Origin of the sequence: Micromonospora cathayae, from assembly GCF_028993575.1 — a bacterium.
In the GTDB taxonomy this organism is placed as follows: Bacteria; Actinomycetota; Actinomycetes; order Mycobacteriales; family Micromonosporaceae; genus Micromonospora; species Micromonospora cathayae.
The window spans coordinates 4,700,098-4,726,344 of the sequence record NZ_CP118615.1 but is presented as its reverse complement, the minus strand read 5'-3'; the positions used below and the strand labels follow the sequence as shown (position 1 = coordinate 4,726,344).

The 26,247-nt window shown below is 75.9% G+C and carries 11 protein-coding genes; 2 read left to right on the top strand and 9 right to left on the bottom strand.

Annotated features, from left to right (window positions below; all coding sequences use genetic code 11):
* Positions 1 to 56: 56 nt before the first annotated feature.
* Entirely contained in the window at positions 57 to 860 is an 804-nt protein-coding gene (locus PVK37_RS21135; RefSeq protein ID WP_275029334.1) for an alpha/beta hydrolase, read from the top strand.
* 120 nt (positions 861 to 980) lie between these two features.
* The gene (locus PVK37_RS21130; protein WP_275029333.1) at positions 981 to 1,802 is read left to right on the top strand and encodes an SAM-dependent methyltransferase; all 822 of its coding nucleotides are present in this window, start codon (positions 981 to 983) and stop codon (positions 1,800 to 1,802) included.
* A gap of 65 nt (positions 1,803 to 1,867) precedes the next feature.
* On the opposite strand, the gene PVK37_RS21125 is transcribed toward PVK37_RS21130, so the two are convergent.
* From PVK37_RS21125 to PVK37_RS21085, 9 genes are all read right to left on the bottom strand, one after another.
* A complete protein-coding gene (locus PVK37_RS21125; RefSeq protein WP_275029331.1) occupies positions 1,868 to 4,324 on the bottom strand; it encodes a lantibiotic dehydratase in 2,457 nt (818 codons plus the stop codon).
* On the bottom strand, positions 4,324 to 5,379 hold the full coding sequence (locus PVK37_RS21120; RefSeq protein WP_275029330.1) for a methyltransferase: 1,056 nt from the start codon (positions 5,377 to 5,379) through the stop codon (positions 4,324 to 4,326). Before PVK37_RS21120 ends, PVK37_RS21125 begins: the two co-directional genes overlap by 1 nt.
* Before the next feature lie 23 nt (positions 5,380 to 5,402).
* Positions 5,403 to 6,875, bottom strand: coding sequence for an MFS transporter (locus PVK37_RS21115; protein ID WP_275029329.1), 1,473 nt, complete (start codon positions 6,873 to 6,875; stop codon positions 5,403 to 5,405).
* Complete coding sequence (locus PVK37_RS21110) at positions 6,868 to 11,358, bottom strand: non-ribosomal peptide synthetase (RefSeq protein WP_275035190.1); 4,491 nt, start codon at positions 11,356 to 11,358, stop codon at positions 6,868 to 6,870. Before PVK37_RS21110 ends, PVK37_RS21115 begins: the two co-directional genes overlap by 8 nt.
* A 32-nt stretch (positions 11,359 to 11,390) precedes the next feature.
* The gene (locus tag PVK37_RS21105; protein WP_275035188.1) at positions 11,391 to 14,690 is read right to left on the bottom strand and encodes an amino acid adenylation domain-containing protein; all 3,300 of its coding nucleotides are present in this window, start codon (positions 14,688 to 14,690) and stop codon (positions 11,391 to 11,393) included.
* A 164-nt stretch (positions 14,691 to 14,854) separates the two neighbouring features.
* On the bottom strand, positions 14,855 to 15,589 hold the full coding sequence (locus PVK37_RS21100; protein WP_275029328.1) for a DUF6875 domain-containing protein: 735 nt from the start codon (positions 15,587 to 15,589) through the stop codon (positions 14,855 to 14,857).
* 5 nt (positions 15,590 to 15,594) lie between these two features.
* A complete protein-coding gene (locus tag PVK37_RS21095; protein WP_275029327.1) occupies positions 15,595 to 16,953 on the bottom strand; it encodes an FAD-dependent oxidoreductase in 1,359 nt (452 codons plus the stop codon).
* Entirely contained in the window at positions 16,950 to 20,237 is a 3,288-nt protein-coding gene (locus PVK37_RS21090; protein ID WP_275029325.1) for a non-ribosomal peptide synthetase, read from the bottom strand. Before PVK37_RS21090 ends, PVK37_RS21095 begins: the two co-directional genes overlap by 4 nt.
* On the bottom strand, positions 20,234 to 26,236 hold the full coding sequence (locus tag PVK37_RS21085) for a non-ribosomal peptide synthetase (RefSeq protein WP_275029324.1): 6,003 nt from the start codon (positions 26,234 to 26,236) through the stop codon (positions 20,234 to 20,236). Before PVK37_RS21085 ends, PVK37_RS21090 begins: the two co-directional genes overlap by 4 nt.
* Positions 26,237 to 26,247: the final 11 nt, after the last annotated feature.

Genomic DNA, 26,247 nt, shown 5'->3' with positions numbered 1-26,247 from the left:
CCGAGCGCCAACCGGTTATCGGCCAGGGCCGGCCGGCGGGCGTTATCGTGCCGGTCATGGCCCTCCTGCACTGTGACTTCTTCGCCGAGACCCTCGGGCTGAGCACGTCGATGACGGTGATCCTGCCGCAGCGGACCAGCGCCCAGATCGGGCTGGCCGGCACCGCCCCGGCCGGTGACCCACCGGTGCTGTACCTGCTGCACGGTCTCAGCGACGACCACACCATCTGGCTGCGGCGGACCTCCATCGAGCGGTACGTGGCCCCGCTGGGGCTGGCGGTGGTGATGCCCCGGGTGGCGCGGAGTTTCTACACCGACGAGGCGCACGGCAACCGGTACTGGACGTTCCTCAGCGAGGAGCTGCCCCAGCTCTGCCGGTCGTTCTTCCGGGTCTCCGACCGGCCCGCCGACACGTTCGTCGCCGGCCTGTCGATGGGCGGGTACGGGGCGTTCAAGTGGGCCCTGCGGCACCCGGACCGGTTCGCGGCGGCGGCCAGCCTCTCCGGCGCGCTCGACGTCGCGGGCCGCTCCCCCGCGCGGCACGACGGTCACCCGGTCGACGCCCGGCTCTGGCACACGGTCTTCGGGGACCGGCAGGTCGCCGGCTCCCCGGACGACGTGCTGCACCTGCTCGACCGGGCGGCCGACGACGGCGGACGGCTGCCCCGTCTCTATCTGGCCTGCGGGGACGACGACTTCCTGCGCCCGGACAGTGTGCGGTTCGCCGACGCCGCACGGGCCCGGGGCGTCCCGCTGACCGTCCGGTTCGGACCGGGTGGCCACGACTGGGCGTACTGGGACGCCCGGATCCAGGATGTGCTGGCCTGGCTTCCGTTGCCCGCGAACGGACCCGCCGAATGATGTCCACTGTGTAACGTCGGGCAGCGGGTTCGACGCTAACGGACCGGGGACCGCCTGGCCTGTGATCGACTCCCGTTACCCTGTCACCGGTAAGCACCGACAGCCGACAGGAGTCGTCACGTGCCGCAGACCGGTGACCACACCACGCCGGACCAGGCCGCCCCGCCACCCCGGGTGGACAGCTCTGTGGCGCACAACGCCCGGGTGTGGAACTACTGGCTGGGCGGCAAGGACAACTTCGAGGCGGACCGCCGGGTCGGTGACCACGTCCGGCAGATGTTCCCGGTGATCGGGGAGGTCGCCCGCGCCGACCGGCGGTTCCTGGCCCGGGCGGTCCGGCACCTGGCCGGCGAGGCCGGGATCCGGCAGTTCCTCGACATCGGCACCGGCCTGCCGACCGCCGACAACACCCACGATCTCGCCCAGGCCGTCGCGCCCGAGTCGAGGATCGTCTACGTGGACAACGACCCGATGGTGCTGGTGCACGCGCGGGCCCTGCTGACCAGCCGGCCCGAGGGGGTGACCCGGTACCTGGAGGCCGACGTGCACCGGCCGGACAGCATCGTGTCCGCCGCCGCCGACACCCTGGACCTCACCCGGCCGGTGGCGGTGATGATGCTCGGCATCCTCAACTTCGTGCTGGACACCGACGAGGCGTACGCGATAGTGCGCCGGCTGATGGACGCGGTGCCCCCGGGCAGCTACCTGGCCCTCACCCACCCCACGGTGGAGCTGGGCGGCGAGGCGAACGTGCCGGCGATGGCGTTCTGGAACGAGCACGCCGCCCCGCCGATCCGGTCCCGTACCGGGGCGGAGATCGCCGGGTTCCTCACCGGACTGGAGCTGGTGGAGCCGGGGCTGGTCTCCTGCTCGCGGTGGCGGCCGGACGACCCGCAGGCCGCGCAGGTGCCGCAGTACGGGGCCGTCGCCCGCAAACCCTGACCGGCCGGGCGTCCGGGCGGGCAACCAGCCGGACGGACGGTCACCCCGGGCTGGCCGGGTGGCGATCAGCGGGGCAGCGGCGCGGCGACGAACCGTAGTTCGGCGCTGTGCCGGCGGCCGTCCGGGCCGGTGAACCAGAGCTGCCCGGGATCGGGCAGCATCTCGGTGACGGTGACCCGGGCGTCGGCCCCGGCGGTGCGCTGCGCCCGCCGAACCGCCCGGGCCAGCACCTCGACCGACGCCAGGCTGGCCAGGTCCACGTGCACCGGTTTCTTCTCCCCGGTGCACCGGACGAAGACGTGCCGGGGCAGGCCGTGCCGGTGCGTCCAGGCACGGGCCCGCAGGAAGCGGCGGGCCTCGTCCGGGTCGGCGGCGAAGTCCACCGTCGTGGCGGGGAACGTCCAGGTCTCCCGGCTCACCACCAGCCGGTCGATGGTCACCCGGGGCCGGTGCGGGGCCGGGGGCAGCACCCGGAAGTGCGGCATCAGGTTGGCGGCCACCAGGTCCGCCAGCACCTCGACCAGGTCGTGGTGGGTGCCGTCGCGGCGACGGCGGACGACCAGCCGGCCGTCCCGGTCGAGCACGTCGCAGCCGCCCAGCACCAGGTCGTGGTCGGGGTCGTGGCCGCAGGTGTCCGGGGCGAACACCAGCCGGCGGTCGGCCGGGCCGAGCAGTCGCGGGGAGAACCGGGTGGCGCTGCCGCCCTGCCCGTCGGTGGCCCCGAGCCGGACCACCCCGCCGGGCAGGTCGGCGGCCATCGCGTGGGCCAGGTCGTCCGGGTCGGGGTGGCACTCGACCCAGCTGGCGTACCGCATGGTGTGGTAGCCGGCGTGCAGTTCACCGAGGACCCAGTCGACGTCGCCGGCGGCCACCGCCGCCAGGTCCGGGGCGGCGATCATCAGGTCGGGGCTGTGCTGGGCGGCGCTGGTCCAGCCGGGCGGCCCGGCCGGGAACAGGGCGGCGGCCCCGGTACGCAGGTCGGCCGCGCCGCGCCACACCCGGCGGGCCCCGTCCGGTACGGCGAGCAGGCGTTCCCAGCGTTGGTGCAGTGCCCGGGTGAGCGGGCGGACCACCGGTTCCGGGTCGTCGACCAGCAGTCCCCGGGCGGCCAGCCACAGCTCGGCCAGCGGCACCGGGCGGCCCGGCCGGGCGGCGGCGAGCTGGTCGAAGACCCCGCGTAGCGCCCGCCGGTAGAGGGCCGCGCCGGCGGCGGTGTACCAGCGGGCGCTGTCCAGCAGCAGGGCCAGCGGGGCCCGCAGCGCGTCCAGCGCCGCCGGGCCGATCCGCACCGTGTCCGGCTGGCGGCACTCCTCGAAGACCAGGGTACGGCCGGCGTAGAGCTGACCGGCGGCCCGTTCCGGCGCCTCGCCGGTCAGTTCGGTGAAGGTCACGCCGAGGGTGGCGAGGGCGTCCCGGACCTTCGTCGCGTCGCCCCGGGCGGCGGCCAGGGTGGCGGTCGCGGCGGCCAGCCGGTCGAGGGCGGCGAGCGCGGGTGCGCGTACCGCCGGATCGTCGACCCGGTCCACGACGGCGCGCAGGGTGTCGGCGGGGTGCAGGTCGTCCGGGGGTGCTTCCAGGGTCCAGGCGATCCGGCCGTCGGTGTGCAGCCGGTCCAGGGCGGACCGGACCTGCGCCGGGTCGGTACCGGAAACCGTCGGGTCGGCGCAGACCGCCGCGGCGACCTGCCGGGCGGTCCGGTCCGGGCGCAGCGCCCGCAGCACGGCGGCCTGGACCGGGTCCAGCGGCAGCGGTCCGGCGGTCGGGACGCGCAGCGTGTCGACGTCGACGTCGAGCAGCGGCAGCAGCCGGGGCACCAGCCAGGGCCGCAGCGGTGCGGCCAGCGCCCGGCCGAGCGCGGCGACCGCCCATCCTTCCAGGTAGAGGGTGCGGTCGCCGGCGGTGCCGTCGTGGACGGTCCGGATCGGCTCGGTCTGGTCCGGGTCGATCCGGGCCCACCGCAGCGGGCCGAAGAACCCGATGGTGTCGTTCTTCGCGCAGTACCGGTGCAGGTAGCTGCTGACCAGCGCCTCGGTCTTGCGGTGCCGGCCGGTGCGCGCCACGGTCTCCGGGTCGCGGCGCAGCAGGGTATCGAAGCCGCTGGTCAACGCGTTCGGGTTCTGCCAGGCGACGGCCTCCCGGATCCGGGGGTCGGCGGCGACGGCGTGCAACGCGCGGGCCAGCGACCGTTCGGCCGTCCGGAACCGGTCGAGGTAGCGGGCCAGGTGCTCCGCCGGGTCCGGACGGTCACCGTCCCCGGCGCTGGCGTCGGCGTCCCCGGCACCGGTCGCGGCCCCGGTGACGGTCCTGCCCCCGGCACTGGTCGCGCCCCCGGCACTGGTCGCGCCCCAGGCAGCGGTCACGGCGTTGGCGGCGGTCGCCGCGTTGGCGGCGTCGGCGAGGGCGGCCAGATCCGGGGCGGCCAGCGGTTCGAGCAGGTCGGCGGGGAACCCGGCGGCCCGCAGCACACACCAGCGCCACAGGCCCCAGCCGCCGCCCAGGTCCACCAGGTGCGGTACGGGCATCAGCCGGCCAGCACCGCGGTCACCAGGTGGTCGGTGTCCGAACGGGTCAGCAACTGCTGGCGTACGTCGGTGAAGCCGGCCTCGCCGAGCAGCTCGGCGAGTTCGTCGTACCCGTACGCCCGGCCGCCCTGGGTGTGGAACAGGTTCAGGCTGAACATCCGGACGAACGCCTCGCCCGTTCCGGCGGGGCGTTCCGGCACGTCGGCGAGGGGTTCCAGCAGCGCGATCCGGCCGCCGGGACGCAGCGCGGCGGCGGCCCGGCGCAGCAGGGTGAGGGTCTGCTCCCGCTGGTAGCCGTGCACGATGTTGAACAGCAGCACCAGGTCGTGGCCGGTGCCGAGGTCGGCGGTGAACAGGTCACCGGCCCGCAGCTCGACCCGGTCGGTCAGGCCGGCGTCGGCGACGGTCCGCGCGCCCTGGGCAAGCGCTCCGGCGAGGTCGACGACGGTGGCCCGCAGGTGCGGGTGGGCGGTGAGCAGGGCGACCGGGTAGCCGGCGTGCCCACCGCCGACGTCGACCAGGCTGCGGGCGTCGTCGGGTACCGGCAGCAGCTCGACGATCTCCTCGGCGAGCCAGTCGGCCTGGCCGCGCAGCATGGTCTGGAAGTCGGCGAGGGTGTCCGGGTGCTGCTCCAGCCAGGCGTAGAAGTCGCCGGTGGGTCCGCCGGTGCGCACCGACGACTCCAGGTCCTGCCACCAGTGGGTGAGCAGGGCGGTCCAGACCGACAGCACCGGGGCGAAGCTGCCCGGGGCGGCCCGCAGCAGCCAGCGGGTGGTGTTGGCGCTGTTGGCGTACCGGCCGTCGGTGCGGGTCAGGTAGCCGTACCCGGTGAGCGCGTCGAGCAGGATGCGCAGCCCGAGCGGGTCGGTGCCGGTACGGGTGGCGAGCTGGTCGACCGGTAGCGGACCGTCGGCGAGCGCCTCGAACACCCCGAGCCGCAGGGCCGCCCCGGCGGTCCGGAAGGAGACCGCGTCGAGCAGGTCGAGGTACACGGCGGGGGCCGCGTCGGAATCGAGGAAGGCTTTCGCCTCGTCCGGGCTCAGCGGCACCGGCATGGTGGGGCTCCTTCGGGTACGGGTCAGCGGTTGGCGGGTACGGCGTCGTCCACGTCGGACGACCCGGCGCGCGGCGGGTCGTCACCGGCCGGTTCCGCCCCGGCGGGACCACCGGCCGGATCGGCAGCGGCCGGGTCGGCAGCGGGCAGGGCGACGGCGGCCGGTCCAGCGCCGACCGGTTCGGCGGCCGGCGGATCGGTGTCGGGGATCGCGTCGGGCAGGTCGTCGACGCCACGCAGCACCGGGCGGGCCCAGGCGGTGGCGGCGAGCAGCACCATCAGCGCGCCGGTGACCGCGAACACCAGGGCGATGCCCCGGCCGTCCCCGGTGCCGATCACCGTGCCGACCGACCCGGCGAGCGCCCCGTCCGGGCGCAGCAGCGGTTCGACGCCGTCGGCGATCGGCCCGGCCAGCACGTACGCCAGGGGCACGCTGGCGTCGCCGATCACCCGGGCGGTGGCGAGCACCCGGCCCAGCACGGACGGTTCGGTCTTGGTCTGCACGAGCGTCATGGTGGAGCTGTTCACGATCGGCAGGACGAACAGGAACAGCGGGGCGACCACCGCGATCAGCCACACCGACGGGGCGGCGGCGTGCAGGACCAGGGCCACTCCCCCGGCGGCGAGTCCACCGCAGACGGCGGTGATCCGCCGCTTCGGGCCGCCCCAGGCACCCATCACCAGGCTGCCGGCGAACAGGCCGGCGCCCCCGGCGAACATCAGCACCCCGAGCACGTCGGGCGAGGTGAACGACAGGATCAGTGGCTGGACGAGGACCCCGGCGATGCCGAACAGGAAGTTGAACGCCCCGAAGACCACCATGAGCTGGAGCAGGCCGGGCCGGTCGCGCAGGTACCGCCAGCCGGCCGCCGCCCCGCGCAGCACCGGCTCGGCGGGGCCGGCCCCGGCCGGACGGGTCACCTCGGCGGGCAGCCGGACCAGCAGCAACGTACCCGCGGCGACCACGAAGGTGCCCAGGTCGATGGCCATCACCCCGCCGATGCCGATGGTCACCACCAGGACCCCGGCGACCAGTGGCGCGGCGATCTGCACCGCCCGGGACACCTGCATCAGCCCGTTGAACCGGCCCAGGTGCTTCTTGCCGACCAGCGCCGGGGTCATCGCCTGGTAGGCGACCTGGTGCACGGTGGACGCGCCGGCGCTGAGCGCGGTGGCCAGGTAGATGTGCCACACGGCGAGGGCGTCGGCGGCGACCAGGGCGGCCAGCGCGGCGGTGCCGGCGGCGGCCAGGGTGTCGCTGAGCAGCATCAGCCGGCGGCGGTCCCGCCGGTCGGCGAGCGCCCCGGCGAACGGGGCGACCAGCACCGCCGGCAGGGTCGCGGCCAGAAAGATCAGCGAGAACTGGGTGACCGAGCCGGTGCGCTGGTAGACCCAGACGCCGAGGACGAACGCGGTAAGGCTGGACCCGATCAGGGAGACGAGCTGGGCCAACCAGATCGCGATCCACCGGGCGGCCGGTACGGTGCGGTCATCCATGGGCGCTCCCGGTGGGCGGGTCGAGGAAACCGGCGGCCACGAACGCCGCCAGGTAGGTGTGCAGCAGCTTCTCGTCGGCCGGTGGGCAGACGATACCGGCCGCCGCCAGGGTCGCCTCGGTGCCGGTGCAGTCGAAGTCCGGTTGGGTACGGACCGGGGTCTGCGCGCCGAACAGCGGGGTGAACTGCGCGAGGGCGGCGTCCGGGCGGGCCAGCAGGGCGTCCCGCCAGCGCGGGTACGGCACCACGGCGACCGGGTAGCCGAAACTGGTCAACGCCTCGGCCAGCGCCGGGTACGTGATGGTGCGGTTGTTGTAGTAGTGGTGGTCGCCGGTGGAGCCGGTCCGGGTGAGGTGCCCGATGCCCGCCCCGACGTGGTCCACCGGGGACAGGTCGGCCGGGTCGTCGAGGTCCGGTACCGCGCCGAGCTGCACGCAGGTCTTCAGCAGCCGGCTGAAGAAGTCGTCGACGTTGCCGACCCCGGTGCCGGCGTCCCCGGTGATCCGGGCCGGCCGGTGCACGCTGACCGGCAGGCCCCGGTCCCGGGCGGTCCGCACCAGCGCGTCGGCCACCCACTTGCTGGCGTTGTAGCCGTCGTACAGGCCGGCGGGGTCGTCCGGCCGGTCGCCCTCACGGACCAGCGTGCCGGTGTACGCGGGGGTGACGAACACGCCGAGGGTGGAGACGAAGTGCACCGCGCTGGGGCGGCCGGTGGTGGCCAGTCGCAGCACCTCGTACGTGCCGTCCACGTTGGCCGGCCGCAGCACCGGGTACGGCTGCACGAAGTTGACCAGGCCGCCGTTGTGCACGATGGCGTCGAGGCGTTCGCCCAGCTCCGCGAAGGTGGCCTCGGGCAGCCCGAGGCGGGGTGCGCCCAGGTCGCCGGGGACGCCGACGAGCCGGTCGGCGTACTCCGGCCGCCACAGCCCGTACCGGTGCAGGTTGGCCCGGACCCGGTCCACGGCGGCGGCCGGGGTGTCCGCGCGGACCAGGCAACTAAGGGTGGCCGGGGTGTGCCGGAGCCAGTCGGCGAGCAGGTACGCGCCGAGGAACCCGGTGGCCCCGGTGCACAGCACGGTCTCCGGTGGCGTGGTCGCCGTCCCGGCCGGTACCGGCAGGTCGTCGGCGCGGCGGGCGTCGGCGCGCAGCAGCGCGGCGTGGTCGGCGGCGGCCGGGGCGTCACCGTCCAGGACGGCGGCGAGGGCGGCCAGGTCGGCGGCCTCGAACAGGGCCCGCAGCGGCAGGTCCACGCCGGACGCGGCCCGGATCCGGCCGACCACGGTGGCCGCGAGCAGCGAGTGGCCGCCCAGCTCGAAGAAGTTGTCCCGGCGGCCGACCGGCCCGGTGCCGAGCAGGTCCGCCCAGATCCCGGCGAGGGTCCGCTCGGTGGGGGTGGCGGGCGGCTCGTGGGCCGGCCGGTCGGCCTCCTCCGGGCGGGGCAGCGCGGCCAGGTCGAGTTTGCCGTGCCGGTTGGTGGGCAGGTCCGGCACCCGCGTGAACGACGACGGGACGAGGTGGTCGGGCAGCCGGCGGCGCAGTGCCGCGCGGGCGGCCGACGAGTCCGGGGTGGTGTCGTCGCCGACCAGGTAGGCGACCAGGCGCGGCCCGGCCGGGTCGACCACCACGGCGGCCCGGCGTACCCCGGGCAGGGTGCCGCAGGCCGCCTCGACCTCGCCGATCTCGATCCGGTGGCCCCGGATCTTGACCTGCCGGTCGGTGCGGCCGAGGAACTCCAGGGTGCCGTCGGCCCGGTGCCGGGCCAGGTCGCCGGTGCGGTACAGCCGGTCACCGGGCCGCCCGTACGGGTCGGGCACGAACCGGGTGGCGGTCTCGGCGGGCCGGTCCAGGTAGCCGCGGGCCGGGGCGGTGCCGCCGACGTACACCTCGCCGGGCTGGCCGATCGGCACCGGCCGCAGATCGGCGTCCAGGACGTGCACCCGGACGTTGGGCACCGGGCGGCCGATCGGCAGCCGGGTCAGGCCGGGCAGCTCGGCGGCGTCCACGGTGGCGTACGTGGTGGCGCAGACGGTGGCCTCGGTGGGTCCGTAGTGGTTGAACAGGGTGACCCGACCCCCGGTCAGTCCCGCCCAGCGGCGCACCGCCGCCAGGTCGACGGCCTCACCGCCGACCAGCACGGCCCGCAACGGCCCGGTGTCGACGGTGTCGCCCGTGCCGGTCGGTCCGGTGGTGACGGTGTCGGTGACGGCCAGGTCGTCGACCCAGCGGGCCCACAGCGGCGCGGCGGTGTCCACCAGGGTCAGCCGGTGGGTCCGGCACAGTTCGGCCAGCCCGGGGCCGGTGATCGCGGCCGGCTGCCGGTGCACCACCACGGCGGCCCCGCTGACCAGCGCCGGGAACAGGTCGCCGACGCTGGCGTCGAAGCTGAGCGGGGGCAGCATGAGCAGCCGGTCGCCGGGGCCGATGCCGTGCAGGTCGGCGAAGGCCAGCGCCAGGTTGACGGCGGTACGGTGGCCGACCATCACGCCCTTGGGGGTGCCGGTGGACCCGGAGGTGTGGATGACGTAGGCGAGCTGGTCGGGGTGGGTCGCCACCGCAGGCGGCGACACCGGCTCGTCGGCGTCAGGCCCAACCGGGTGGCCGTCGGCGTCGAGGACGAGCAGGGTGCCGGCGTACGGTGGGTCGTCGGGGTCGCCGGCCGGGGCGGCGAGGGTGGCGGCCAGCGCGGCGTCGGTGAGGCAGACGGTGGTGTGCGCGGCGGTGAGCAGGGCCCGCAGCCGGGCCGGCGGGTGGGCCGGGTCCAGCGGCAGGTATCCGCCGCCGGCCTTGAGGACGGCCAGGATGCCGGTGACGGCGGCCCGGCCGGCGGCCAGGGCGAGCCCGACCGGCTGGTCGGGGCGGACCCCGAGCCGGCGCAGGTGGGCGGCGAGCCGGTCGGCGTCGGCGTCGAGCCGGCCGTAGCTCAGCGGCGGCCGGTCGGGGGCGTCCGGGCTGACGTCGAGCAGGGCGGGCGCGTCCGGGTCGGCCGCCGCGCGGGCGGCGACCAGATCGTGCAGGCCGACCCCGGTCGGGTACGTCCGGTCGGTGGCGTTCCAGCCGGCCAGGTCCCGCCGTTCGGCCGGACCGACCAGGTCGAGGGCGGAGAGTCGACGGTCCGGGGTGGTGGCGAGCGCCCGCAGCACGGCCCGGAACCGGTCGACGAACCGGTCGACCGTCACCTCGTCGAACAGGTCGGTGCGGTAGTCGACCAGCCCGGTCAGCCCGCCCCCGGCACCGTCCCCGGTGCCGGCGGCGGCACCGGCCAGCGCCACGGTCAGGTCGAGCCGGGCGGTCTCCCGGGTCACCGGCACCGGCCGGACGGTCAGCCCGGCCCGGGGACCGGCGACGTCGGCCTGGTTCACCACCAGCATCACCTGGAACAGCGGGTTGCGGCCCAGGTCCCGGGGAGCCTTCGCGGTCTCCACGATCCGTTCGAACGGCAGCTCGGCGTGCGCCATCGAGGTGACCACGGTGTCCCGGGTCCGCTCCAGCACCTCGCCCAGCGTCGGATCGCCGGCCAGGTCGGTGCGCAGCGGCAGGCTGTTCACCAGCAGGCCGACGATGTCCTGCTGGGCGGCTTCGGTGCGCAGCGACACCGGGGAGCCGACGCAGACGTCGGTGGTGTCGGCGAGCCGGGCCAGCAGCACGTTCAGCGCGGCCAGCAGGACCAGGAACCGGGTGGTGCCGGTGCGCTGCACCAGCGCGTCGAGCGCGGCGGTCAGTTCGGCGTCCACGGTGAAGCCGTGGGTGCGGCCGGCGAAGGTCGGGGTGGCCGGCCGGGGCCGGTCGGTGGGCAGGTCGAGCAGGCCGGTGCCGCCGGCCAGCCGGTCGGCCCAGAAGGCGCGGGCCCGGTCGGCGGCCCCGGCGGCGAGCCGGTCCCGCTGCCACACCACGTGGTCGGGGAACTGCGTGACGGGGGCCGGCGCGGGTGCCGGCGTACCGGTGCGGTGCCGGTGGTGGCCGTCGAGCAGCGCGGTGAGGATCAGGTCGAGGGAACGTTCGTCGGCGACGATGTGGTGCACGCTGACCACCAGCAGGTGGTCGGTGGGGTCGAGGCGGCCCAGCCGGACCCGCAGCAGCGGGGCCCGACCCAGGTCGAAGCCGGTCTCGGTCTCGGCACGGACCACGGTGGCGACGGCGGCGTCCCGGTCGGCGGCCCCGGTCAGGTCGTCCACGGTGACCGGGCACCGGGCGGCCGGGTCACCGGCGGCGACCACCTGCTGGTCGATCTGCCCGTCCCGGGCCACGAACCGGGTCCGCAGCGCCTCGTGCGCGGCGACCAGGTCGTCCACGGCGGCCTGGAGCGCGGCCGGGTCCACCGGACCGCCCAGCCGGACCGCCTGGGTCATCACGTACAGCGGGCTGCCCGGGTCGAGCCGGTCCAGGAACCACATGCCCTCCTGCATCGGGGACAGCGGTACCCGGGTGCCGGGGGCCCGGCGGGGGATGCCGGGCCGGGTGGCGGCGGCCAGGCCGCGCTTCGCCATGAGTTCCCGGATCAGCCGTTCCCGTTCGGTGCTCACGCGTCACCGCCCAGCAGCGCCCGCAGTTCCTCGTCGGAGAGGTCGGCGACCTCGGCGCGCAGCGCGGCCACCGCGTCGACGTGGCCGGGGGCCGGTTCGGTGGCGCGCAGCGCGCCGGCCAGGGCGGCGACCGTCGGGTACTGGAACAGCATCCGCACCGGTACCTCCATCTCCAGGGCGGCCCCGACCCGGCTCAGTGCCTGCGTGCCGAGCAGCGAGTGCCCGCCGAGCCGGAAGAAGTCGTCGTGCACGCCGACGTCCGCCACCCGCAGCACCTCGGCCCAGACGTCGGCGAGGAGCCGCTCGACCGGGTCGCGGGGCGGCACCCGGTCGGTCGACGCGTCCGCCCAGCGGGGTTCGGGCAGCGCCGCCCGGTCGACCTTGCCGTTGGCGTTCAGCGGAAACGCGGCCAGCGGCACCAGGGTCGCCGGGACCATGTACTCGGGCAGCCGGCCGGCCAGCGCCGGGCGGATCCGGTCCCACAGGGTGTCCGGGTCGACCCCGGCGGCCGGCACGGCGTACCCGACGAGCCGGGTGTCACCGTCGCTGCCGGTCCAGGTGGTGACGACCGCGTCAGCGACCGCGTCCTGGTCGCGCAGCGCCACCTCGATCTCGCCGAGTTCGATCCGGAAGCCACGTACCTTCACCTGGTGGTCGGCCCGGCCGAGGTACTCGACCCGGCCGTCCGGCCGCCAGCGGGCCAGGTCGCCGGTGCGGTAGAGCCGACCGCCGGGCCGGTCGCCGAACGGGTCCGGCACGAACCGGTCGGCGGTCAGCCCGGGTCGGGCGTGGTAGCCGCGGGCCACCCCGGTGCCGCCGACGTACAGCTCCCCGACCACGCCCACCGGCACCGGCTGGAACGCCTCGTCGAGCAGGTACAGCCGGGTGTTGGCGACCGGTCCGCCGAGGTCGACGGGGGCCGGGGCGGGCGGCACCGGCGCGCCGGAGGAGTAGACGGTGGTCTCGGTGGGGCCGTAGCAGTTCCACAGCGTCGCGCCGTCGGTGAGCAGCGCGTCGGCCAGGTCGCGGGGCAGCGCCTCGCCGCCGGTGATCCGCAGCCGTACGCCCGCCGGTACGCCCCCGGCGGCCAGCAGCATCCGCCAGGTCGCCGGGGTGGCCTGGAGGACGGTGGTCCCGGCGGCGGTCAGCCGGCGGCGCAGCGCCGCCCCGTCGGCGGTCTCGTCGGCCCCGACCACCAGCAGCGGGATCCGCCGGACCAGCGGCACCAGCAGTTCCAGTACGGAGATGTCGAAGGACAGGGTGGTGATGGCGGCGAACCGGTCGGCGGGGTTGAGGTCCAGGTCGGCGGCGAACGCGGCGACCAGGTTGGCGACCGCCCGGTGCGGCACGGCCACGCCCTTCGGGCGGCCGGTCGACCCGGACGTGTAGATCAGGTACGCCAGGCTGTCCGGGTGCGGGGTGACCGCGGGTGGCTCGACCGGCCCGTCGGGATGCTCGTCGTCGAGGAGCAGGACGGTGATGGCGGTGCCGTCCAGCGCGTCACCGAGCCGCTCGACCACGGCCCGCCGGGTGACCAGCACCGACGCCCCGGAGTCGGCGAGCATGTACCGCAGCCGTTCGGCCGGCAGGGCGGGGTCGAGCGGCAGGTAGCCGGCCCCGGCCCGCCACACGCCGAGCACGGCGGCCAGCATCTCCACCCCCCGGTCCAGGCAGAGCCCGACCGGGGTGTCCGGGGTGACCCCGGCGGCGGCCAGCCGGGCGGCGATCCGGCCGGCCCGGTGGTGCAGGCCGGCGTGGTCGAGCTGCCCGTCCGGGCCGCTGACCAGGGGTCCGGTGGCCGCTGCGGCGGCCCCGCCCGGGCCGGTGCCGTCCGGTCCGCTGTGGGTGGCGTCGGTGGGCAGCAGGTCCAGCACCGAGTTGGCCGGCAGCGGGCGGTCGGTGTCGTTCCAGCCGACCAGTACCCGGTGCCGGTCCGCGCCGGTGAGCAGCGGGATCCGGTCCAGTGGGCGGTCCGGGTCGGTGACCGCGGCGGTCAGCAGGATGCCCAGGTGCCGGCCGAGCCGGTCCACGGTGGCGGCGTCGAACAGGTCGGTGTCGTACTCGAAGGCCAGTCGCAGGGTGCCGTCGGGGAGCCGCTCGCCGACCAGGGTCAGGTCGAACTTGGCGCTGCCGCTGTCCACCTCCAGCGAGGTGGCGGTGCAGCCGGCCAGCCGGAACCCGTCGTACGGGGCGTTCTGGAGGATGAACTGCACCTGGAACACCGGCGCGTGGGCCAGGCTGCGGTCCGGTTGCAGTTCCTCGACCAGCTTCTCGAACGGCACGTCGGCGTTGCCGAGGCCGCCCAGGGTGGCTTCGCGGACCCGGTGCACCAGGTCGCGCAGTGACGGCGAGCCGGCGGTGGAGACCCGCAGCGGCAGGGTGTTGACGAAGAACCCGATCAGCGGTTCCAGGTCGGGGTGGTCCCGGCCGGCGACCGGGGTGCCGACCACGATGTCGTCCTGCCCGCTGTGCCGGGACAGCACCGCCTGGAACCCGCCGAGCAGCACCATGTAGAGGGTCGCGCCGGCGTCCCGAGCGAACTCCTCCAGCCGGGCGGTGACGTCCGCGTCGACGGTGAAGTAGTGCGCCGCGCCCCGGTGCGCCCGGTGGGTCGGGCGAGGCCGGTCGGTGGGCAGGCTGAGCAGGGCCGGCGCGCCCCGCAGGTGCTCCCGCCAGTGGTCGAGCTGGCCGCGCAGGGCGTCCCCGGCGAGCCGCTCGCGCTGCCAGACGGCGAAGTCGGCGTACTGGGTGGGCAGGTCGGGTAGCCGGACCGGCTGGCCGGCCAGCGCCGCCCCGTACCCGGCTGCCAGCTCGCGGAACAGCACCCCCAGCGACCAGGCGTCGGAGACGATGTGGTGCAGGCAGAACGCCAGGTGGTGCCGGTCGGGGGCGGTGCGGACCACGAGGGTCCGCAGCAGCGGACCGGTGGTCAGGTCGAACGACCGGCCGGCCAGTTCCCACACCAGCCGGGTCGCCTCGGCGTCCCGGTCGGCTTCGGGCAGCCCGGTCAGGTCCCGCTCGGTCAGGTCCGGCTCGCCGGTCGGGTGGACCAGTTGCACCGGCCCGCCGTCGGCCTCGGTGAACGTGGTGCGCAGCGCCCCGTGCCGGGCGACGACGGCGCGCAGCGCGGTCCGCAGCGCGGCCACGTCCAGCGGCCCGCGCACCTCGAAGGCGACCGGGATGTTGTAGACCGCGCCGCCGCCGGTGAACCGGTCCAAAAACCACAGCCGTTGCTGGCCGAAGGAGACCGGGTGGCGGCGGGGGGCGCGGGCCCGTTCGGCCAGCAACCGGGCCAGTAGCGCCCGCTTGTCGGTGGCGCTGCCGGCGGGGGCCTGCCGGGGGTCGGGCGGCCCGCCGGTACCGGCCGGGGCGGCGGGGGCCGGACGCGGGTCGGGTGGCGGCCCACCCGTGCCGGCCGGGCCGGGACCGCCGGCAGCGGCGGCGGGGTGTTCGGCGGTGGTCAACGGTCCCCCTGGTTCACGGGTTGGCGCAGCAGCGGCACGTCGGCGGCCGGTTCCGGCAGCGTCATGCCGTGCAGTTGGGCCGCCGCGGCGACCTGACGGCGCAGCGGGGCCGGGCCGCTGTGCGCGAAGTGCCGCAGGTACCCGGCGAACGTCACCGGGTCGTCGACCAGGAACGGCAGGTCACTGGCGACCATGTGCCGGACCACCAGCATCGGCACCGGGCTGCGCAGCGGCCGGAACTCGGTGTTCCACAGCCCGCCCTTGTCCGGCGGGCCGTCGTGGAACTCGCCGAGCATCAGCCCCTGCTCGGTGTACATCGGCTTGAGGCGCTGCTGGGTGCGGTCGACGATCTCCCGGGCCTGGTCGGCGGAGAGGTCGGGCAGGGTGAGCAGGATGGTCTTGAACTGGGCGGCGGGGCCGCCGTGCGGTTCCAGCAGCCGGAACCACTCCCGGTACCCGGCCAGCACCAGGTCCAGTTCGTCCGGTTCGATGGTGGTGCCCCGGTGCACGGCCAGGTAGAAGATGTCGCGGTCCAGCGAGCCCTGGGCGTACGGGCAGACCGGTCCCTTGCGGCCCAGCTCGGGGTGTGGTTCGCACAGGTACTCGCGGGCCCAGTCGACCACCGACCGCAGTTGTGTCACCGCCCCGTCGAGCAGCGGGTGCAGCGGGTCGGCGTGCAGGTCGGCCTCGGTGAACAGGATCTGGCCGGGGACGAGGGGATGGGTCAGCACGGCGCTCACCGCCCTGTCGACCGGCGACGGCCGGCGCGGACGGTGGCGGCCACGGCGAGCGTGGCGGCCAGGGCGAGTCCGGCTCCGGCGGTACGCAGGATCCGGTCCTGTCGGCGGGCGCGGGCCAGCGCGTCGGCGTACGGGGTGGTGGTGTGCGAGACCATCGCGTACAGCGGCACCCAGCGGCCGGGCAGCAGCCGGGCCAGGATCCGGTCGGCGGTGGCCGAGGCGGTGTACCCGATCCGGTGCACCCGGTCGCGCAGGTCCGCGAAGTTCGCGGTGGACAGGTCGGCGAGCACGTCGGTGTGCGGTTTGCGGGCCGCCTCGTACGCGGCCAGCGCCGCCGTCCGGTCCGGGTGGGCGGCCAGGCAGGAGTCGAGCACCAGGCAGTCCTCGAAGGACGAGTTCATGCCCTGCCCGTAGAACGGGTAGACGGCGTGCGCGGCGTCCCCGACCAGCACCACCCTGTCGGCGTGCCGCCAGGGTGCGGTGCGGACGGTCACCAGGTGGCCGACCGGGTGGGCGGCCATCTCGTCGACCAGGGCGGGCATCAGGTCCCCGGCGTCGGGGAAGTGCCGGTCGAAGAAGTCCCGGACGGCCTGCGGGGTGTCCAGGGCGGCGAAGCTGACCGGCCCCTCGTGGGCCATGAACAGCGAGCAGGTGAGGGAGCCGTCCACGTTGGGATGGGCGACCATCAGGGCCTCGTGGCCGGGCCAGACGTGCAGCGCCTCCAGCCGGACCCGGGGTTCGCCGTCCGCGCCGACCGGGATGGTGAGTTCCTTGTAGCCCCAGGGCAGGAACTCCTGCGCGTAGTCGGCTCGCAGGCCGTGCTGCATCTGCTGGCGGACGGTGGAGAACACGCCGTCCGCGCCGACGACCAGGTCGGCGTGCACCCGGACGGGTTCACCGCCGTCGGTGGGGACGACCTCGACGGTGGCGGTGTCCCGGTCCAGCCGGACCAGGCGGTGACCGAAGTGGAATCGGACCGCCGGTTCGGCCTCGGCGGCGTCCACCACCACGGAGATCAGTTCCTCGCGGAGCACCGAGTGCAGGATCTCGTGTTCGCGTACCCCGTACGGCTGGAAGCGGACCGTGCCGTCGGGGGCGTGCACCACCCGGCCACGCATCGGCACGCTGCGCTTGAGCACGTCGGCGAGGAGGCCCACCTCGTCCAGGGCCCGCATGCCCCGGGCGGACAGCCCCAGGTTGATCGACCGGCCCTCCGGGCTGGCCAACGCCGACCGGGGGTCGGGCCGGCGCTCGTACACGTCCACCTGGTAGCCCCGGCGGGCCAGGTAGAGGGCGGCCAGGGAACCGGCCAGGCCGGCTCCGACGACGACTACCCGTTCCCGGTTCTCGGTCACAGTCCCTCCTCGGCGATCAGGGTGTCCAGCAGCGCGTCGACCTCGCTGTCGGAGAGGTCGTCGAGCGAGGCGAGCAGGTCCTGCGGGGTTGGCCCGGCGGGACCGATGCGGTCGGTGGTGCCGGGCGCGGGGGTCGTCCCGGCACCGGCGACCAGGTCGGCGAGTTCGGCGATGGTGGGTGCGGCGAAGAGGCTGCGCAGCGCCAGGTCGGCACCGAAGGTGGTGCGGATCCGGGCGATCAGCCGGGTGGCGGTCAGCGAGTGCCCGCCGAGAGCGAAGAAGTTGTCGTGCACGCCGACCTCGGCGCGGCCGAGCACGTCCCGCCACAGGCCGGCGAGCTGCTCCTCGACCGGGGTGCGCGGCGCGGTCGGCCCGGCTCCGCTGGTCTCCCGCCAGGTCGGCTCGGGCAGGGCACGCCGGTCCAGCTTTCCGCTGGCGGTGCGGGGCAGCGCGGCCACCGGGACCAGGGTGGCCGGCACCATGTACTCGGGCAGCCGGCGGGCCAGGGCGGCCCGGATGCCCGGCCAGAGCAGCGCCGGGTCGGCGTCGACGGTGGCGGTGACCGCGTACGCGGCGAGCCGGACGTCCGCGCCGGTGCCCCAGGTGGTGACGGCGGCGTCGGTGACGTCCGGGTGGTCGCGCAGCGCCGCCTCGATCTCGCCGAGTTCGATCCGGAAGCCGCGTACCTTGACCTGCTGGTCGGCCCGGCCGAGGTAGTCGAGCCGGCCGTCGGGCAGCCGGCGGGCCAGGTCACCGGTGGCGTACAGTCGGCTGCCGGGCGGCCCGTACGGGTCGGGGCGGAACCGGTCGGCGGTCAGCCCGGGGCGGCCGTGGTAGCCGCGCGCCACCCCGGTACCGCCGATGTGGATCTCGCCGGCCACCCCGTCGGGGACCGGCTGGCCGGCCGGGTCGAGCAGGTGGATCCGGGTGTTGGCGCAGGGCCGGCCCAGGTCGACGGGGCCGGTGCCGGCGATGTCCCCGGCGGACGAGTAGACGGTGGTCTCCGACGGCCCGTACCCGTTGACCAGCCGGGCCCCGTCGGTGGTCAGCGCGTCGGCCAGGTCCCGGGTGAGGGCCTCGCCGCCGCTGATCCGCAGCCGCACGCCGGCCGGTACGCCGCCGGGCGTGGCGGTCAGCATCCGCCAGCTCGCCGGGGTGGCCTGGAGTACGGTGACGCCCCGGTCGACGCAGGCGGTACGCAGCGCGTCGGCGTCCCGGGCGGTGTCGGCGTCGAGGAGTTCGATCCGCGCGCCGGCCAGCAGCGGCAGCACCAGTTCCACCACGGAGATGTCGAAGGCCGGGGTGGTGATCGCGGCGACCCGGTCGGCGGGGGTCAGCCCGAGCAGCCGGTGGAATCCGACGAGCAGGTTCACCACCGAGCCGTGGGTGACCGCGACGCCCTTGGGCGTGCCGGTGGAGCCGGAGGTGTAGAGCAGGTACGCCAGGGTGTCCGGGTGGCCGGTGACCGGCGGCGGGTCGGCCGGCGGGTCGGCCGGGTCGAGCTGGTCGATCCGGAGCAGCACCGGACCGGTGCCGGCATCGGCGGCGCGGGCGGCACCGAAGGCATCGGCGACCGCCTCGGCGGCGCGGACGGCCCCGGCGGCGTCGGTGAGCAGCACCGGCGGGGCGGCGTCGCGGAGCATGGTGGCGAGCCGGCCGGGTGGCAGCGTCGGGTCCAGCGGCAGGTAGCCGCCACCGGCCCGCCACACCGCGCAGACCGCCGCGACCAGGTCGGTGCTCCGGCCGAGGCAGAGCCCGACCGGCACGTCCGGGCCGACGCCGTGGGCGCGCAGCAGGTGGGCGAGCTGGGCGACGCGGGCGGCCAGCTCCCGGTGGGTACGGCTGCCGTCCGGCCCGGTGACCGCGACGGTGTCCGGGTCGGCCGGCGGGTACCGGTCGAGCAGGCCGGCAACGCCGGTGACGTCGGGCAGCGGCAGCGCGGTGTCGTCGCCGTACGCCAGGATGCGTTCCCGGTCGGCCGGGGTGAGCAGCGGCAGCTCGCCGACCGGGGTGTCCGGGTGGTCCAGGGCGGCGGCCAGCAGGGTGGTGTACTGGCCGGCCAGGCGCTCGATCCGGTCGGCGTCGTACAGGTCGGTGCGGTAGGTGATCCGGCCGCGCAGCCCGTCCGGCCGGTCCTCGACGGTGAGGGTCAGGTCGAACTTGACGGTGCCGTTCTCCCACAGCCGGGGGGCGATCCGCAGCCCGGCGGCGGTGACGTCCGGCGGTGGCTCGTCGAGGGCGAACATCACCTGCACCACGGGGGCGTGGGCGAGGCTGCGGGTGGGGGCGAGCCGGTCGACGATCCGGTCGAACGGCACGTCCTGGCGGGCCTGCGCGGCGGTGGCCGAGGCGCGGGCCTGGGCGAGCAGCCCGGCGAAGTCCGGCCGGTCGGTGAACCGGGCCCGCAGGGCGAGGGTGTTGGCGAAGAAGCCGACCACGTCCCGGGTCTCCGGTCGGGTCCGCCCGGCCACCGGTACCGCCACCAGCAGGTCGTCGGCACCGGTGAGCCGGTGCAGCAGGGTCTGGAAGCCGGCCAGCAGCCGGGTGAACAGGGTGCCGTCGTGGCTGGCCCGCAGCCGGGCGGTCAGCTCGTCGGGCAGGGCGAAGACGACCTCGCCGCCGGCGTCGGTCTGCTCGGCCGGGCGGGGCCGGTCGGCGGGCAGGTCGAGCAGGGTGGGCGCGCCGGCCAGTTCGGTGTGCCAGAAGTCCAGGTCGGCGTCGAACGCGCCCTGCTCGTCCTGTTCGCGCTGCCAGACCGCGAAGTCGGCGTACTGCACGGCGGGAGGCGGCAGGTCGGGCGCGGTGCCGGTGGCCGTGGCGGCGTACCCGGCGGCCAGTTCCCGGAACAGCACCCCGAACGACCAGCCGTCGGCGACGCTGTGGTGCACCACCACGGTGAGCAGGTGGTCGTCGGTGTCCCGGCGGATCAGCCCGAACCGGGCCAGCGGGCCGGCGGCCAGGTCGAAGGGGTCGCGGGCGGCGGCGTCCACCAGGGACCGCCAGGCGTCGCCGGGGCCGGCGTCGACCACCGTCAGCCGGACCGGTACGGCCGGGACGACCACCTGGGCGGGTTCGCCGTCCACGGAGGTGAAGTGGGTACGCAGCGTCTCGTGCCGCTCGACCAGCCAGGTCAGGGTGGCCTCGAGCGCGGGTACGTCGAGTCGGCCGGTCAGCTCGACCGCCCAGACGATGTGGTAGGTCACCGCCTGCGGGGTCATCTGGTCGAGCATCCACAGTCGACGTTGGGTGAACGACGACGGCAGGACGTAGGTTTCGGTGGTCATCTCCCCGCCTGGTTGCGGTCTGGGCTGACCGGCGGCCGGTCGGCGGCCGGGGTTCCGGCGCCGGTCGACGGGGTGTCGACCGGGTCGGGGGTACGGGTGTCGACGGCGACGAGGCGCAGTTCCGCCGTGCGGGGCCGGCCCTGCTCGTCGGTGAGCCAGCTCTGGTCGGGGCCGGGCAGCATCTCGGTGAGCCGCAGGGTGGCCGACGGGTCGGCGGCGACGGTGCGGCGGACGGCGCGGGCGAACACGTCGACCGAGGCGAGGCTGGCGAAGTCGAGGTGGAACGGTTTCTCCTCCACCGGCGTCTTGACGAACACGTGCCGGGGCAGGTCGTGGTCGCGTTGCCAGCGCCGCACCCGGGGGAACCGGTCGGCCTCGTCGGTGAGTCGGGCCGCGTCCAGGTCGGTGGCGGGGAACCGCCAGCTCTCCCGGGCCAGGACGACCCGGTCGACGGTGATCCGGGGCTGGTGGTCGGCGGGGCGGCGGATGTCGAACCGCTGCACCAGTTGCATCATCAGCGCCTCGCCGAGCGCCTCGGCCAGCGGCATCCGGTGCCGGCCGTCCCGGCTGGTCACGGTGAGCACCCCGTCGACCGGGGCGAGCACGCAGTCGGCGACGGTGACCGAGCCGGCCGGGTCGAGTCCGCAGCTGTCGTGCCCGAAGACCAGCCGCACGTCCCGGTCGGTGACCAGCTTGTCGGTCAGCCGGGACGACGCGCCGCCCTCCTCGCCGGTGGCGGCCAGCACGAGGCGGCCCTGCGGCAGGTCGGCGGTCATCGCGGCGCGCAGGTCCTCCGGGGCCGGGTGCTGGGCGACGAACAGTGCCGAGCGCAGTGTGTTCACGCCGGGGTGCACCTCGCCGACCACCCAGTGGAAGTCGCCCCGGGCGACCGCGTCCGGGCCGTCGGCGGCGAGCAGCACGTCGGGGCTGTGCTGGTACGCGCCGGTCCAGCCGGGTCGGGGCGCGGCGAACGCGGCGTGCACGGCGGCACGCAGCCCGGCGGAGGTGGCGTCGATCCGGTGGTCGACCGCCGCCGGCAGGATCTTCGCCCACCGGTCCTGCAACCCGCGCACCACCGGGGCGACGAGCTTCTCCGGCGGGTCGAACAGCAGGTCGTTGGCCCACAGCCAGAAGTCGGCGAAGGACACCGTGGTGGAACCGGTCCGGGCGACGAGTTCCTTGTACCGCTCGACGCAGGCCCGCCGGAACAGGGCCGCGCCGGCGGAGGTGAACCAGCGCACGCTCTCCAGCAGCAGGCTCAGCGCCGGCCAGAGGCTGGCGGTCAGGTGCGTGCCGAGGGTGACCTCGGTGCCGGAGCGGCAGTCCTCGTAGACCAGGGTCCGGCCGGCGTACACCTTGCCGGCGCGGCGGGTCGGCGACGTGCCGGTGAGGGCGGTGAACCGCTCCTCCAGGGCGGTGACGGCGTCGGCGAGCCGGTCGGCGTCGCCGGCCGCCGCGGCCACCGCGTCCCGGGCCCGGTCCAGGTCGTCGAGCGCGGCCAGCGCGGTGTCCCGTACCGCCGGGTCGTCGACGGCGGTGAGCCGGGCCCGCAGCGCGCGTTCCGGGTGCAGGTCCTCCTTCGGTACCTCCAGCGACCAGGAGATCCGGCGGGCGTCGCGCAGCTCGGCGAGCAGCCGGTACACCTGCTCCGGGTCGCTGACCCCGCTGGTGGGGTCGGCGACCAGTTCGGCGGCGAGGTCGCCGGCCGTCCGGAGACCGTCGCAGGCGCGCAGCAGCCGCGCCGTCAGCGGGGGCAGCGGCACCGGTGGGGTGAGCGGCATGTGCAGCCGGTCGTCGACGACGGCCAGGAACGGCATCCGGCGGGGCACCAGCCAGGGCCGCAGCCGGGGGTCGCGGGTGGCGAGGGCCTCGGCGACCTCGACCACCGCCCAGTTCTCCAGGTAGACGGTCCGGGTGGCGAGCGGCGCCGGGCCGTGCCGGACGGTCAGCGCGGCCGGCTGCCCGGTGATCCGCGCCCAGCCGACCGGGCCGAAGAAGCCGATGGTGTCGTTCTTGACGCAGTACCGCTGGAGGTAGGTGGCGACCAGTGCCTCGTGCTGGCGGTGCTTGGAGCCGCTCCCGGCGGTGGTGGCCCGGACCGGGTCCACGGCGGTGCGCAGCGCCTGCCGGTTCTGCCAGGTGACCGCCTCCCGGAAGGCCGGGTCGGCGGCGGTGGCGCGCAGCGCGGCGGACCGGCGGACCGCGGCGAGCTGGTAGGCGTCCCGGTACGCGTTCCGCGCGGCGGTGGCGTCGGTGTGCGCGGCGCACAGGGCGGCGTGCGCCGCGACCAGCGCCCCGCCGTCGACGGCCGCCGCCCCGTCGGGCAGCGGGTCCGGTGCGCTGTCCCGGCGTACCTGCCGGACCGCCCGGTTCCAGCGGGCCCGCTCGGCGGGCGGACTGGCGGCCCGGACCCGGTGCAGCCGGTCGGCCAGGTCCCGGCGGGCGAGGGTGAGCCGGTCCTCGGCGGCCAGCACCGCGTCGGCGGCCCGGACCAGCTCCGGGTCACCGAGGGCGGTCAGCGTGTCGACCGGGAACCCGGCGGCCCGTAGCCCGACCCAGCGCCACAGCGCCCACGGCCCGTCGTCCGGCCGGACCAGGTGCCCTGTCCCGTCGCCGTCGGCGGCGGCGCAGCCCGGGTGCCCGGCCCGGTCGCCGGCACCGTCGGCGGCCCGGCCCGGGTGCCCTCCCCCGTCGGCGGCAGCGCGGCCCGGGTGCCCGGCACTGTCAGCGGGGGCGGGCTGGGGCGGGGTTCCGGGCGCGGTCGGGGCCACGGTCGGGGTCGCCGCGACGGCCCGGTAGGCGGTCCGGTCCCGGCGGACCACCCCGGGGGCGGCGGCCGGGACACCGGGGGCGGTCCGCTCGCCGATCACCCGGGCCAGGCCGGCGAGCGTCGGGTGGTCGTACACCTCACGGACCGGAAGCTCGACGCCGAACCGGTCGGCGACGACGAAGGTGAGCCGGGTGGCGAGCAGCGAGTTCCCGCCGAGGACGAAGAAGTCGTCGTCGGTGCCGGACGGGGAGCTGCCCAGCAGTTCGGCCCAGAGGGCGGCCAGCCGGAGTTGGCCGGGGTCGGTCAGCGGGTCGACGACGCGGGGGGCGGGCTGTTCCGGCAGCGGCAACGCCCGCCGGTCGACCTTGCCGTTGCGGTTCAGCGGCAGGGCGGGCAGCACCAGGTGGGCGGCCGGGCGCAGGTGCGCCGGGAGTTGCTCGGTGGCGTACCGGGCCAGCTCCGACGGCGTCGGCGGGACCGCGTCCGGGCGCGGGGTCAGGTAGGCGAGCAGTCGGCGGCGCTCCCCCGTCCCGTCGACCACCACCACGGCGTCGCCGACCCCGGGGTGGGTGCGCAGCACGGCGGCCACCTCACCGGGTTCGACCCGGAACCCACGGATCTTCACCTGCTCGTCGATGCGACCGAGGAAGTCGAGGGTGCCGTCGGGACGCCAGCGCACCCGGTCGCCGGTGCGGTACATCCGCGCGCCGGGGCGCGGGTCGAACGGGTCGGGCAGGAAGGCCGCCGCGGTGGCCGCCGGCCGGCCGAGGTAGCCCCGGGCCAGGCCGGCACCACCGGTGTACAGCTCACCGGGTACCCCCACAGGCACCGGCCGGCCCTGCGGGTCGAGGACGTACACGCTGGTCCGGGGCACCGGCCGGCCGATCGGCACCGGGTCGGGTACGGCCTGCGGGTCGGTCATCGGGTGCACGGTGGTGAAGGTGGTGTTCTCGGTCGGCCCGTACCCGTTGACCAGGGTCGCGCCGGGGCGGGCCCGCAGCGCCCGGCGGACCGCCCCGGGGGCGAGCACGTCCCCGCCGGCGAGGAGCTGGCCGACCCCGGCGAGGCAGTCCGGGTCGAACTCGACGAGCTGGTGGAACAGCCCGGCGGTCAGCCAGAGCACGGTGATCCGTTCCCGGCGCAGCAGCCGGGCCAGTTCGGCCAGGTCGAGCGCGCCGGGTGGGGCGACCACCAGCCGGGCCCCGCTGGCCAGCGCGCCCCAGATCTCCAGGGTGGCCGCGTCGAAGGCCACCGGGGCGAGTTGCAGCAGCGTCTCGGTGGGGCCGAGGCGCAGGTAGCCGGGCTGGTGGACGAGCCGGACCACGGCGGAGTGTCCGACCGCGACCCCCTTCGGGGTGCCGGTGGAGCCGGAGGTGAAGCAGACGTAGGCCAGCCCGGCGGGATGGGTCCGGCCGGTGGGGGCGGTGGCCGGCTGGTCGGCGGCGGCCCGGACCAGGTCGGCCAGCCGCAGCAGCCGGGTCGCGCCGGGCACCTCGCCGGCGGCGAGCACCGGCGGGTCGCCGGCGGCGGCGAGCAGCTGCCGGGTACGGGCCGGCGGGTCGTCGGGGTCCAGCGGCAGGTAGGCGGCACCGGCCTTGAGTACGGCGAGCAGGGTGACGATCAGCTCCACCGAGCGGGGCAGGGCCACCGCCACCGGTTCGTCCCGGCGGACACCGGCGGCGACGAGCTGGTGGGCGAGCCGGTTGGCGCGCTCGTCGAGGGCCCGGTAGGTGAGCGTGGCACCGTCCGGGCCGACCAGCGCGACCGCGTCGGGCCGCCGGTCGGCGGCGGCGGCGACCAGGTCCGGCACGGTGGCGGCGGCCGGGTAGGTGCCGGCCGGGGCCGGGTCGGTGACGGTACGGAAGCCGACGAGCAGGGCCCGGTCGGTGGGGCCGAGCAGCGGCAGCGCGGCGACCGGCCGGTCGAGTCCGTCGGCGAGTCCGGTGAGGACCACCTCGAGGTGGCGCAGCAGCGCGTCGGCGGTGGCGTCGGTGAGGCGGCGACGGTCGTGGTAGAGCAGCACGGTGAGCGTCGGTTCGCCGAAGACGCACACGGTGACCGGCGGGCCGGGATGCCGGTGGACGCGGGCGACCCGGTCGCCCCAGCCGGCCACCGTCCGGCCCAGCGCGCTCTGCAGGTCCCGGTGCTCGTACATCAGGAGGCTGTCGAACAGCGCGGTGCTGGCCGGCACGCCCGCCCACTGCTGGATCAGGCGCAGCGGGGCGAACTGGTGCGGCCGGACCTCGTCGACCTGGCAGCGGACGTCGCGGAGCCAGTCGCGGACCGGCTGGTCGGGGTCGACCCGGATCCGCATCGGCACCGTGTTGATCAGCAGGCCGAGCATCCGGTCGGCGCCCTCGACGGTGCCGTGCCGGCAGGTACGGGTGGACCCGAACACCACGTCGGTCAGCCCGGCGTACCGGTGCAGCAGCACCGACCAGGCGGCGGTGACCAGGGTGCTCACCGGCACCCCGACGGCACGGGCGGCCGTGGTCAGGGCGGCGGTGGCCGGGGCGGTCAGGGAGCAGCCGATCTCCCGGACCGAGTCGACCGCGCGGGGCGGGTCGTCGGGCCGGCCGGTCAGCGGCAGCGGGGTGGGCAGGGACACGTCGGCGAGGCGCTCGCGCCAGAAGTCCCGGTCGGCGTCGAGGGGACGGTCGGCCGCCCAGACCACGTAGTCACGGAACGGCCGTCGGGCGGGCGCGTCGTAGCGGCGGCCGGCGAGGATCGCGTCGTGTTCGGCGCACACCTCGTCGAGCAGCATGTGCACCGAGCGGCCGTCGAGGATGGCGTGGTGCAGGGTGACGGTGAGGGTGTGCCGGTCCGGCCCGTGGGTGAGCAGGGTGACCCGGGCCAGCGGCGCGACGGCGGAGTCGAACCCGGCGGCCCGGTCGTCGGCGAGGAACCGGGCCAGTCGTTCGGCGCGGACGGCGTCCGGCTGGCCGGACCAGTCGTGGTGGGTCACCGGCAGGCTCGCCCGGGGGCGGACCTGCTGGGCCGGTTCACCATCGTGCGGCCAGACGAAGGCGGTCCGCAGCACCTGGTGCCGTTCGGTGGCGTGCTGCCAGGCGGTCCGCATGGCCGCCGGGTCCAGTGGCGCGGGCCAGTCCACGACGACCTGAAGGATGTCGATGCCCGAGCCGGGCTGGTGTTCCTGGGTGAACAGCATGCCCGACTGCAACGTGACCGTGCCGTACCGGCCGTCGGCGTCGGAGGGCGTTGCCGGCACGGTGGACTCCT

Excerpts from the sequence above, each read along its gene's own strand:
- PVK37_RS21135 (WP_275029334.1), top strand. The coding sequence starts at position 57 with ATGGCCCTCCTGCACTGTGACTTCTTCGCCGAGACCCTCGGGCTGAGC.
- PVK37_RS21125 (WP_275029331.1), bottom strand. The coding sequence starts at position 4,324 with ATGCCCGTACCGCACCTGGTGGACCTGGGCGGCGGCTGGGGCCTGTGG.
- PVK37_RS21120 (WP_275029330.1), bottom strand. The coding sequence starts at position 5,379 with ATGCCGGTGCCGCTGAGCCCGGACGAGGCGAAAGCCTTCCTCGATTCC.
- PVK37_RS21115 (WP_275029329.1), bottom strand. The coding sequence starts at position 6,875 with ATGGATGACCGCACCGTACCGGCCGCCCGGTGGATCGCGATCTGGTTG.
- PVK37_RS21110 (WP_275035190.1), bottom strand. The coding sequence starts at position 11,358 with ATGGCGAAGCGCGGCCTGGCCGCCGCCACCCGGCCCGGCATCCCCCGC.
- PVK37_RS21090 (WP_275029325.1), bottom strand. The coding sequence starts at position 20,237 with ATGACCACCGAAACCTACGTCCTGCCGTCGTCGTTCACCCAACGTCGA.